At 66.9% G+C, this 11,393-nt stretch carries 11 protein-coding genes and 2 pseudogenes; 6 read left to right on the forward strand and 7 right to left on the reverse strand.

The annotated features are described in order from the left end of the window. Nucleotides 1-1,887, reverse strand: a 1,887-nt coding sequence (mutS, locus tag ACFDSW_RS11345) for a DNA mismatch repair protein MutS (protein ID WP_375250412.1), incomplete at its 3' end; no start/stop codon positions are given. A 155-nt stretch (nt 1,888-2,042) separates the two neighbouring features. Here mutS and ACFDSW_RS11350 point away from each other — a divergent pair. Continuing rightward, nucleotides 2,043-2,534, forward strand: a complete 492-nt coding sequence (locus ACFDSW_RS11350) for a methylated-DNA--[protein]-cysteine S-methyltransferase (RefSeq protein WP_375250404.1) — start codon at nt 2,043-2,045, stop codon at nt 2,532-2,534. Nucleotides 2,535-2,573: 39 nt separating this feature from the next. Beyond that, nucleotides 2,574-4,871 (forward strand): NADP-dependent malic enzyme, encoded by a 2,298-nt coding sequence (locus ACFDSW_RS11355; protein WP_375250405.1) that lies wholly within the window; start codon nt 2,574-2,576, stop codon nt 4,869-4,871. A gap of 63 nt (nt 4,872-4,934) precedes the next feature. Here the strand turns inward: ACFDSW_RS11355 and maiA are convergent, their stop codons facing one another. From maiA to ACFDSW_RS11370, 3 genes are all read right to left on the reverse strand, one after another. Next, the gene (gene maiA, locus ACFDSW_RS11360; protein WP_375250406.1) at nt 4,935-5,570 is read right to left on the reverse strand and encodes a maleylacetoacetate isomerase; all 636 of its coding nucleotides are present in this window, start codon (nt 5,568-5,570) and stop codon (nt 4,935-4,937) included. Next, nucleotides 5,567-6,259: a fumarylacetoacetate hydrolase family protein gene (locus ACFDSW_RS11365; RefSeq protein ID WP_375250407.1), complete on the reverse strand. Its 693-nt coding sequence runs from the start codon at nt 6,257-6,259 to the stop codon at nt 5,567-5,569. Before ACFDSW_RS11365 ends, maiA begins: the two co-directional genes overlap by 4 nt. A gap of 78 nt (nt 6,260-6,337) precedes the next feature. Then, entirely contained in the window at nt 6,338-7,084 is a 747-nt protein-coding gene (locus tag ACFDSW_RS11370) for a LysR substrate-binding domain-containing protein (RefSeq protein ID WP_375250413.1), read from the reverse strand. Here ACFDSW_RS11370 and ACFDSW_RS11375 point away from each other — a divergent pair. From ACFDSW_RS11375 to ACFDSW_RS11390, 4 genes and pseudogenes are all read left to right on the forward strand, one after another. Next, nucleotides 7,075-7,212 (forward strand): annotated as a pseudogene (locus ACFDSW_RS11375) (luciferase family protein); the annotation flags it as partial. The gene ACFDSW_RS11370 and the pseudogene ACFDSW_RS11375 overlap by 10 nt on opposite strands. 38 nt (nt 7,213-7,250) lie before the next feature. After that, entirely contained in the window at nt 7,251-7,424 is a 174-nt protein-coding gene (locus ACFDSW_RS11380; protein ID WP_375250414.1) for a hypothetical protein, read from the forward strand. 134 nt (nt 7,425-7,558) lie between these two features. Beyond that, nucleotides 7,559-7,687, forward strand: a pseudogene (locus ACFDSW_RS11385) (SDR family NAD(P)-dependent oxidoreductase); the annotation flags it as partial. A 216-nt stretch (nt 7,688-7,903) separates the two neighbouring features. Further along, nucleotides 7,904-8,929, forward strand: a complete 1,026-nt coding sequence (locus ACFDSW_RS11390; protein WP_375250408.1) for an SDR family NAD(P)-dependent oxidoreductase — start codon at nt 7,904-7,906, stop codon at nt 8,927-8,929. A 22-nt stretch (nt 8,930-8,951) separates the two neighbouring features. On the opposite strand, the gene ACFDSW_RS11395 is transcribed toward ACFDSW_RS11390, so the two are convergent. From ACFDSW_RS11395 to ACFDSW_RS11405, 3 genes are all read right to left on the reverse strand, one after another. Next, nucleotides 8,952-9,611: a methyl-accepting chemotaxis protein gene (locus tag ACFDSW_RS11395; protein WP_375250409.1), complete on the reverse strand. Its 660-nt coding sequence runs from the start codon at nt 9,609-9,611 to the stop codon at nt 8,952-8,954. A 58-nt stretch (nt 9,612-9,669) separates the two neighbouring features. Further along, nucleotides 9,670-10,086, reverse strand: coding sequence for a globin family protein (locus ACFDSW_RS11400; protein WP_375250410.1), 417 nt, complete (start codon nt 10,084-10,086; stop codon nt 9,670-9,672). A gap of 118 nt (nt 10,087-10,204) precedes the next feature. Continuing rightward, nucleotides 10,205-11,152: an MBL fold metallo-hydrolase gene (locus ACFDSW_RS11405; RefSeq protein ID WP_375250411.1), complete on the reverse strand. Its 948-nt coding sequence runs from the start codon at nt 11,150-11,152 to the stop codon at nt 10,205-10,207. Nucleotides 11,153-11,393: the final 241 nt, after the last annotated feature.

The following is an 11,393-nucleotide window of genomic DNA, read 5'->3' on the forward strand; positions in this document are numbered from 1 at the left end:
CAGCACCGCGATCAGCGCGTTCTGCCGCAGGAAGGTGGACTTGCCGCCCATATTGGGGCCGGTGACGAGCCACAGCCGCGAGCGTTCGCCCAATACGCAATCGTTGGCGACGAACCGATCACCCGAGCGTGCCAGCGCCGCCTCGACCACCGGGTGCCGTCCCTCGCGCACCTCGAAACAGGCATGATCGGCGAAAACGGGGCGGGTCCAGCCGCCCTCCACCGCGCGCTCCGCCAGCGCCGCCGCGACATCAAGCCGCGCCAGCGCGTCGGCGGTGGCGGCGATATCCTCGCGCGATGCCAAGGCGGTGGCGGTCAATTCCTCGAGATGCGCCGCCTCCGCCGCCAGCGCATGCGCGCCCGCCTGCGTCACGCTGATCGCCACGTCATGCAATTCGGGCGCGTTGAAGCGCACCACCCCCGCGAGCGTCTGCCGATGGGTGAAGCCCGAATCCGCCCGCATCAACGGATCGGCGGCACGCGCGGGCACCTCGATATGATAGCCGAGCACGCCGTTATGCCGGATCTTCAGCGCGGTGATGCCGGTTTTCTGCCGAAACGTCGCCTCCAGCGCGGCGATCGCGCGCCGCCCTCCGCTGCCGGTATCGCGCAGCGCGTCGAGCGCCTCGTCATAGCCGGCGGCGATATAGCCCCCGTCGCTGGCCTCGATCGGTGGCGCGGGCACCAGCGCGCGCTTCAGCAGGTCGATCAGCGCGCCATGCCCGCGCAGCCGTGGCGCGACCTCGGCCAGCATGCCGGGCGCTTGCTCCAGCGAGTCGAGGCGCTCCGCCAGCATCCACGCGCCATCCAGCCCGTCGCGCAATTGCGCCAGATCGCGGGGCGATCCGCGCCCCGCCGCCAGCCGCCCGAGCGCGCGCCCGATATCGGGAAGTGCGCGCAACGCCGCACGCAACCGATCGCGCAACGTGGCGTCATCGTGGAACAACTGTACCACGTCGAGCCGCGCCTCGATTGCATCGCGATCCATCAGCGGCGCGCCGATATCGGCCGCCAGCAGGCGCGCGCCCGCGCCGGTGACAGTACGATCGATCGCATCGAGCAGGCTGCCCTTGCGCTGCCCGGCGGCGGTGGCGGTCAGCTCCAGGCTTTCGCGCGTCGCGGCATCGATCGCCATCGCCGCGCGCGCGGCGATCAGCACGGGCGGGCGCAGGAACGGCAGCCGCCCCTTGGCGGTATGGTCCAGATAGGCGACCAGCCCGCCCGCCGCCGCCAGCGCGGCGCGCCCGAACTGGCCGAACCCGTCGAGCGTGGCGACGCCGTACAGCCGCTTCAGCCGCGCCTCGCCCTGCGCGCTGTCGAACTCGGGCCGCGGGCGCCACACCGTCGCGGGCACGTCGCCGCCCTCCGCCGCGACCACTTCCGCCGCCGCCAGCCGGGCCAGTTCGGCCCCCAGCCCGGCGGCATCGCAAGTGATCACCTCGAACCGCCCGGTCGATACGTCGGCGGCGGCGACCGCCAGCTCACCCGCCGCCTCGCCGATCGCGACGCACCAATTGGCGGCGCGCGCATCGAGCAGCGTTTCCTCGGTCAGTGTCCCGGCGGTGACGACGCGGACGATCGCGCGATGGACCAGCGCCTTCGATCCACGCGCCTTGCGGGCGGCTTCTGGCGATTCGGTCTGTTCCGCGATCGCGACACGGTGCCCGGCCCTGATCAACCGCTGCAGATAGGCGGTCGCGGCGTGCACCGGCACACCGCACATCGGCACCTTCTCACCGGCATGTTCGCCGCGCGCGGTGAGCGCGATATCCAGCACCTGCGCCGCCACGCGCGCATCGTCAAAAAAGAGCTCGAAGAAATCGCCCATGCGATAGAACAGCAGGCAGTCCGCCGCCTCCGCCTTGAGCGCGAGATATTGCGCCATCATCGGCGTAGGGGCGGGGGCGGGGGTGGTCGCGGTCATCGATTACTCTGTGCGCGGCATAAGCGGCGGGGCAGCGGTTGGCCACCCGCCACATCGCCGCCGATTTGATCGCAAGCGACGGGATGCGGCGCCGGGCCGGGCGCGATAAGGTTACGGCCATGTTGTACGAATGCCCCCTCCCCTCCCCCCTCGGCACGCTAACGCTGGTTGCCGACGATGCCGCGCTGGTGGCGGTGCTATGGCCCGACGATCGCCCCGGCCGGGTCGCCCTGCCGGCGCGCACGATCGCGACGGCGCACCCGCTGCTGATCGAGGCACGGGCGCAGCTCGACGAATATTTTGCGGGGACACGGACGCGGTTCGAGCTGCCGCTCGCGCCGCGCGGCACCGATTTCCAGCGTTCGGTGTGGCGCGCGCTGGATGCCATTCCGTTCGGTGAGACGCGCAGCTATGCCGCGATCGCCAGGGCCATCGGCCGGCCGGCGGCGGTGCGCGCGGTCGGCGCGGCGAACGGGCGCAATCCGATCTCGATCGTCACGCCATGTCATCGCGTGATCGGCGCATCGGGTGCGCTGACCGGCTTCGCCGGCGGCCTCAATGCCAAACGCCGCCTGCTGGCGCTTGAAGGGATTGAGATACTTACAGACTGATCATTCCCATTTGCGGCAGCTTTCCCTAAGGGCACGCGCATGACCGACGATCGCACGCCCGCCGCCGCCGCCGCCGCTGCCCCCCAGGAGCGGATCAACGACTTTTCGGAGCGTGAGGCGCTGCTGTTTCACTCCGAGGGACGGCCGGGGAAGATCGAGATCATCGCCTCCAAGCCGATGGCAACGCAGCGCGATCTGGCGCTGGCCTATTCGCCGGGCGTGGCGGTGCCGGTACGGGCGATCGCGGATGATCCCGCCACCGCTTATGATTATACCGCGAAGGGCAATCTGGTCGCGGTGATCTCCAACGGCACCGCGATCCTCGGCATGGGCAACCTTGGCGCGCTGGCATCGAAGCCGGTGATGGAGGGCAAGGCCGTCCTGTTCAAGCGCTTCGCCGACGTCGACGCGATCGATCTGGAAGTCGCGACCGAGGATGTCGACACGTTCGTCAACGCGGTCGCCGTGCTGGAGCCCAGCTTCGGCGGGATCAACCTGGAGGACATCAAGGCGCCCGAATGCTTCATCATCGAGCAGACGCTGCGCGAGCGGATGAACATTCCCGTTTTCCATGACGACCAGCACGGCACCGCGATCATCTGCGCCGCCGGGCTGATCAATGCCTGCCTGCTCACCGGGCGGCGGCTGGACGAGGTGAAGGTCGTCGTCAACGGCGCGGGCGCGGCGGCGATCGCCTGTACCGAATTGATCAAGGCGATGGGAGTGCGGCACGACAACGTGCTGATCTGCGATCGTACCGGCGTGATCTATACCGGGCGTGAGGGCGTGAACCAGTGGCAGTCGGCGCATGCCGCCAACACCGATCGCCGGACGTTGACCGAGGCGCTGGGGGGCGCAGACGTGTTCCTGGGGCTGTCCGCGGCCGGCGCGCTGAAGCCGGAGATGGTGAAGGACATGGCCAAGGCGCCGATCATCTTCGCGATGGCCAATCCGGAGCCGGAAATCCGACCCGAACTGGCCAAGGCGGCGCGGCCGGATGCGATCGTCGCCACCGGCCGTTCGGATTACCCGAACCAGGTCAACAATGTCCTCGGCTTCCCGTTCATCTTCCGGGGCGCGCTGGACGTGCGGGCGACCGGGATCAACGATTCGATGAAGATCGCCGCCGCCAATGCCATCGCCGAACTGGCACGCGATCGCGTGCCCGAGGAGGTGGCGGCGGCCTATGGCGTGCGGCACACGTTCGGCGCGGAATATATCATCCCCGCGCCGTTCGACCCGCGCCTGATGGAAGTGGTGTCGATCGCGGTGGCGAAGGCGGCGATGGACTCGGGCGTCGCCACCAAGCCGATCCTCGACATGGCCAGCTATCGCGACTCGCTGCGCGCGCGGCTCAACCCGACGACCTCGGTACTGAGCCTCGCCTATGAGGGCGCGAAGGCGCATCCCAAGCGCGTGCTGTTCGCCGAGGGCGAAGAGGAAGTCGTGCTGCGGGCCGCGATCGCCTTCAAGGAGGGCGGTTACGGCACCCCGGTGCTGGTCGGGCGTGAGGACGTCTACGACAATCTGCGCGCGCTCGGCATTCAGAATCCCGAGGAATATGAGCTGCATAACAGCCGCGTCTCGCCGCTCGTGCCGAAAATGGTCGACTTCCTCTACGCGCGGTTGCAGCGGCGCGGCTTCCTGCGCCGCGAAGTGGAGCGGATGATCAACCAGGACCGCAACATCTTCGGCTCGGTACTGCTGCAGATGGGTGAGGCGGATGCGATGATCACCGGCGTCACCCGCCCATGGGCGCAGTCGATGCGCGAGGTGAAGCGCGTGATCGACCCCGCCCCCGGGCGCACCGCGTTCGGCATCCACGTGATGGTGGGTCAGTCGCACACGGTGTTCATCGCAGACACCACCGTCAACGAACGGCCCAGCGCCGAGGAGCTTGCCGATATCGCGGAGCAGACCGCCGCGGTGGCGCGCCGTATGGGGCACGAACCGCGCGTCGCCTTCCTCAGCTATTCCACCTTCGGCAATCCGGCGGGCCAGTGGCTCGACAATATCCGCGACGCGGTGGCGGTGCTAGACCGTCGCCAGGTCGGCTTCGAATATGAGGGCGAGATGGCGCCCGACGTGGCACTCAATCCGAAGCAGCTGGCGAATTATCCGTTCGCGCGCTTGTCCGGGCCGGCGAACATTCTCGTCATGCCGGGGCTGCAATCCGCCAATATCTCGGCAAAACTGCTGCGCGAACTGGGTGGCGACGAAATGATCGGGCCGATGCTGGTGGGCATGGAGAAGCCAGTGCAGATCGCGCCGATGACCTCGACCGCCAGCGAACTGGTGACGCTGGCGGTGCTGGCGGCGGGAGGCATCGCGCGCTGAACGGCCAGGTCAGCGCTGTAGCCCCCGGCCCGTCGACGGCGTGAGTCGCGCCGTGCCCCGCGATCACTCGGCGTCGTGCTGCGCCTCCGGCGCGGCACGGCGGAACGCCTCGTGCTCGAGGCAAGCCGCCTCGATCGCCTCGAGCCGTGGCCAGCGCAGCGACACCCCGAACCGGCGCGCATTGTACAATTGGGGGATCAGGCAAATGTCGGCCAGCGTCACCTGCGCACCGACGCTATAATCGCCCGACGGCGGCGGCAGCAGCGCATCATAGGCCGCCAATCCGTCGTCGATCGTATCACGCGCCCAGCCGATCACCTGCGCCTCCTCAAGCCCCAGCGCGCGCAGCCGCGTCAGAACCTTCAGATTCTGTACGGGATGCGTATCGCAAGCGATGATCTGCGCCAGCGCCCGTATCGCCGCCCGTGTCGCGGCATCGCCGGGCAGGAGCGGTGGTGTCGGGCACTTGTCCTCCAGATATTCGCAGATCGCGAGGCTTTGCGTTAGGATCGCGCCATCCGCCTCCAGCACAGGGAGGAATCCCTGCGGGTTGAGCCGTCGAAAGGCGGGATCATGCTGCGCGCCCCGGGCAAGGTGGTGAAACGCATCGCGATAGCCGATCCCCTTCAGGTTCAAGGCGATCCGCACCCGCCAGGACGCGGTCGAGCGATAATAGCCGTGAAGGACGGGCTCGATCATGCGCGAGGGCCGATCGTGACGCACAGGTCGGCAAGGCCATCGATGCTGACCCGCAAAACGTCCCCCGGGCTGACCGGGCCGACGCCCTCCGGCGTACCCGTATAGATCAGGTCCCCCGGCTCCAGCCGATACAGGGTGGACAGCGTCGCGACGATCTCCGCGACGCTCCAGATCATCGCGCCGAGCACGTCCTGCTGGCGCAGCGTGTCGCCGACATGCAGCGTGATCGCCGCGGCGGGATCGAGCGGCGTCGTGGCGGCGGGGCGTATCACCCCGAGCGGGGCCGATTGTTCGACGTTCTTCGCCACATCCCACGGCCGCCCCGTCGCCTTGGCGGCGGCTTGCAGATCGCAGCGGGTCATGTCGAGCCCGGCGGCATAGCCATAGATGTGATCCGCCGCACGCGCCGCGGCGATGTCGCGGCCACCCGCGCCGATCGCGACGACCAGTTCGGCTTCGAATTGATAATCATGCGTGGCGGACGGATAGGCGATCGTCGCACCGTCCGGGACCACCGCCTCCGCCCATTTGGTAAAGAAAAAGGGAGGCTCCCGCACCGGATCGCTACCCATTTCGCGGGCGTGACCGGCGTAATTGCGTCCGACGCAGAACACCCGCCGCACCGGGAATCCGACGCCGTCACTGGTCGCGGCGATGACCGGGGCGGGAGGATCGAAGAGATATGACACGCGACCCGCTCCCGCATTTATCGAACCGCGACCCTATCGCCGCATCGCGCGGGAGCAAGGCAAATGACGGCGGCCGCCCTATGTCGCGCGCAGGTAATCCACGAAAGCGCGCAGCTTGGGCGCCATGTGTCGTCGGGCCGGGAAGTAGAGGAAGAAGCCGGGGAACGGCTCCATGTACGCCTCAAGGATGGAGACCAGCTCACCGCGGTCGACATGGACGCGGAACGTCTCCTCGAACGCGAAGGTGATCCCCGCGTGCGCCAGCGCAGAGCGCAGCATGAAGCGCGGATCGTTGGTCGTGATCTGCGGATCGACCTGTACGCTGAAGGACTGCCCGTTTTCGTCAAACTCCCAGCGGTACGGCGCGGTATCGGGGGTGGCGCGCCAGCCGATGCAGTCGAAGCGGGACAGGTCGCGCGGATGCTCCGGGCAACCATGTTCGGCCAGGTAGCGCGGCGAGGCGACCACCATCATCCGTATCTCGCCACCGATCGGCACGGCGATCATATCCTGTTCCAGCACTTCGCCCAAACGGACACCGGCATCAAAGCCGGCCTCGACGATATCGAGGTCGGCATCGCTCACGGTCACGTCGATCTTGATGCCGGGATACGCCTTGGCGAACCCGGCGATACATGGCCCGGAAAGAACGCGCTCGGCGATCGACGCCACCATGAGCCGAAGCTGTCCGGTCGGCTCATCCGTACCGGTGATCGCGTCGAGGGCCTCGTCGATCTCGGCGAACGGCCCCGATACCCGCTCGCGCAGTTGCTCTCCCGCCTCGGTCAGGCGCGCCGATCGGCGAACTCGCCGGGATGGTCGCAGGTTGGCCCGGTGTCGCCTCCTTCACCCACTGGCGGCTCGGCTCACCCGGCGTCGTCGACGGCGCGGAGTTCCATGTCGGCGATCCCGAGCTAGGCCACATCCATCTCGACGGCAGCGCCCATATCCCCCTGACCGGTCGCATCGCTGCGCTGCTGCACACAGGGGCATGGGACGCACACCATATTGGAGCGATGCGTGGATCACCTGTCCCGTGCAGTCATCGGTGGAGGTGGCACGTGCATCGTGGATGTTTCAACTCTCCTATGCGCGCATCCGCGGCGCGTCGGACGCCGAAGTGGTGGATCGCATCAGGAGCGGCGCGGGGCTGGCTGCGGACTGATGGAGGACCGCCGCCGTTCCGAACCGGCAACGCGCCCGGTCGTATCGATCGCGCCTGCCGGCTTTCCAGCGCCATCTTTCGGAAGCACGATAGCGGCGCAAACGACCGTCCCGACGTTTTGAAGGAGTTCTGTCATGAAGCAGTCAGGTAATACGATCCTCATCACCGGGGGCGGATCAGGCATTGGCGAGGCTCTTGCGCAACGCTTCCACGATCTCGGCAATACCGTCATCGTCGCCGGTCGCAGGCGCGATGCGCTGGACGGTGCTGGACAGCAGCTACGCGCTGGCCGAGGCAATGCGGGCCCACGAACGCGCCGCGAGGGGCAGCATCAAGGGCAAGATCGTCCTGACGGTCGCCTGAAGTACCAGCGCCGGCGCTGTGGCAAGGCCGTCTAAAGGGCAGCTTGAGCATGTACGACATCAAAAGCGAGCGTCCACTCGCGACCGGCTAGTCGGTATCCGGCGTCACGTTGTATATTGTCGTCGGAGGAGAGGGATATGGCCAAGCGGACCATCATCGTCACCGGCGGCAACGCTGGCCTGGGGCTGGCCTTTGGCCGCGAACTGGGCCGCGATGCGGATATCCTCGTCGTCATCGCATGTCGCGACCTGCTCCGCGGCGAACAGGCCGCCACGACGCTCCGCGGACAGGGCGTCCATGCCCATGTCTTGCCACTCGATCTAGCGGATCTCGCCTCGGTGCGGCGCTTCCCCGACGCGCTGCGCGAGGCGGCGCTTCCCCCGCTTGCGGGCCTGATCTGCAACGCGGGAGTGCAGGATGGCGGCACGCCGCGGCGCACCGTCGATGGCTTTGATGAGACGTTCGGCGTCAACCACCTGGGCCACTATCTGCTGGCCCGTCTGCTGCTGCCGGTAATGGCGCGGGGGGCAAGCATCGTCTTCGTTGCCAGCAACACGCATGATGCCTCGACCGGCACCGGTCTGCCGGAGCCGACCTACCCCGGTGCCGCCGCATTGGCGGCCGATCAAGCTACCGGAAGCAAGGCCGGGCAAAAGCGGTACACCGAGTCGAAGCTGTGCATTATCTATACGGCCTATGAATTGGCCCGGCGTCTCGAAGCGTCACCGGAGGCGCACCTCCGCTCGATCCGCGTCAATGCCTTCGACCCCGGCATGGTCCCGGGCACTGGCCTGGCCCGCCGCTATCCAGCGCCGTTGCGATTCATATGGTCCTATATCCTGCCGGTGCTGACCCTGTTCCAGCGCAACGTAAACCGGCCGGCCACCTCGGCGCGACGCATGGCGGCGCTCGTGAACGGCGGGATGGGCGACCTTAACGGCAAATACGTGTCGATGGGGCAGGTCACGGCCTCATCGGCACTTTCCTATGACCGGGAGAACGCGGCCGATTTGTGGGAGGCGAGCGCCGCCATGATCGATCTGCCACCGACGTTGGGCGATGCTGGCGAGGCCGTGGCCCATCGCCCGGCGAACAGCATTGTCGCCGCCCCGCCGCAAGCGCGGCCGGCCGAGGGCGCCTAGATCGCAAAGCGGGCCGGTCCGATCAGGCCCGTTTCGCAATTTCGCGTGCCAGCATCTTCACGGCGACGGCCGTCGCCCCGACCCGGCCGATGGAGCTGGCAGCGGCGTTGACGCGCTCCGCGCTGCCACTGGCGAGCGTGGCCAAGGTCGACGCGGTTTCGCGCTGGCGTTCGGCATGATCTAACGCCGAGTCGAGTAGGTCCGCCTGGTTCGCCACCAACCCGGCCTGGGTGTCGACCAACGCTCGGGCGGCCTGCACATCCGTCGCGATCTCCTCTGCGGAACTGCCGATATCGCCAGTCGCCCCCTGGGTACGCTTCGCCAACTCCGACATTTCGGCCGCCACGGCCGCGAACCCGCGCGCCTCGGGACCGCTACGCGCCGCCTCGATCCGGGCGTTCAGCGACAGCATCTGGCTCTGGCGGGCAATGTCGCGCACTGTGCGCGATATAATCGCCAGCCGGTCGGGCGAGCGTTCCAGCGCGTCAACCGCTGGCCGCTGTTCGCCAAGGGCATCACGGGCGATGAGCAACACCGCATTGTGTTGACGGACCTCGCGTTCCAGCTCGGTCGCGGCACCGTCCAGCATGGCGGCCAGCGATGCGACCTGTTGCACCTGATCGGTGAGCGCGCGGATCGCACTGGCGGCGACCTCGGACTCGCGCGCGACGCCCGCGGCCATGTCGGCTAGCCGGACCGTCAGGTTCGCGAGCGATGGCGCGGCTTGGTCTGGCGGCACGTCACGCCGCCCGACGGACGGCGGCCTGCATCGTGTCGGACAGCAGCGTATAGGCGACACCCCATGCTGCCTCGGTTTCCGCATTGAACAAGGGGCCAAGCCCAGCGCGCAGGGTGTCGATCAAGGCAGCGCCTACCGCGTCATAATGGCGCGCCCTCGCGCCATAGGCGACATGGCGGATCGCAAGCTCCTCGGCAACGGGGACGATGGTATCGAGCCTGTCGAGCGCGTCGACGACTGTTGCGAGGGTCAGGAAAAGCTTGCGGCCCTGCTCCGCCATGTCGTTCTTGAACAGCGGGCGGGTATCCGGCGCGAGCGCGAACAGCTTGGCATAGAAGATGGCGGCAGCCTCGTCAGTGATCGGGACGACGTAGGCGAAGCTGGTCTGAACAAGGTTGATCTGACGGGCGGTAAGCATGGGAACGGGCTTAGGAGCGGTGGATGTCTAATTGGTAAATGGCATCGCTACAAAACGGGCATTCGGAATGTGAGCTATCACGCCTGTCCTGGAACGATGGTGGAACCCGCCATCCGCATCAAACGGCATGCCACGCGAACCCGTCGGCCACCCGCGTAACCCGACCGACCGACGAACCCGGGAAGTGGCTGCTGAAAATCGTGCTGCGTGTCGTGGCTGCGTGATCGAGCAGCCAGCGACGCGACAATCGGGACGCATCGGGAAATTCGCAGAACATCGAAACGAGATCAGGATCGAACACCTCGACCGGATGATGGAACACGTCGCCGGGAAACAGCGCGATGTCCCCGTCGCTGACCAGCTCGATCGATGCATGGTCGATGCTGTGGCCCGGCGTCGGTAGAAAGCGGATGCCGGGCAACACCTCTGACCCGTCGACGCTCACCTGGCGGATGTTCGCCGACGCAAGCGGCATGATGCTGTCCGCAAAGGTGCCGGATACGGGGGTGCGAACCGGCTCGCCCAGCCCGGCACGTTCCCGAACAGACTGGATGGCGGCGTCATCACCCGCGGTCAGGGCAAGGCCATAGCCGTATTCCAGATCGGAGAGGATGATGTGCGCGTTGGGAAAGGTCGGTACCCACCGCCCATCCTCCAGCCTGGTGTTCCAGCCGACATGGTCAGAATGGATGTGCGTGATCAGCACGACATCCACGTCCTCCGGCGCGACGCCGGCTGCGCGCAGCCGATCGAGGAAAGGGTTCGACAGACTGTCGAGTGCCTTCTGCTGCGGCCGCCGCTTGTCGTTGCCGGCACCGGCATCGACCAGAATGACCTGCCCGTTGTGATGCACAAGCCAGGAATGCACGCTCATGAAGGCATGGCCCTTGCCATCGTGGGTGCCGTCAGGAAACCATGACGGATGTTGCTGCCGCGATCGATCGTCAAGGCCGGGTAGCAGCTGTCCAAAGGCCATGCCGTTCAGGTCGGTTTCCCAGATCTTCTGAACGGTCGTGCTGCCAATACGATAGACGGGAGATCGCGCCGGGTGAGAAATCGGGTTCATTCGTCCAAACTATTCACTACCCTCCGGTCATCAAGTACCCACCTGCAGGTAAGTTTGAATGCAGTGAAGCCAATGCTCGACCGTTCCGCCCCGGCTTATCTAAACACAGTTAGAGGTATGGCATTGCCCATTGCCTCATAACCCGCATCGTTCGGGTGCAACCAATCCCCCGATTGCAGGTCTTTCTGAGGTGGTGCCGGTTTTCTGGACAGGACGCTAAGCTAATCCCGACCTGATGGAT

It is taken from the genome of Sphingomonas sp. (assembly GCF_042091075.1).
In the GTDB taxonomy this organism is placed as follows: Bacteria; Pseudomonadota; Alphaproteobacteria; order Sphingomonadales; family Sphingomonadaceae; genus Sphingomonas.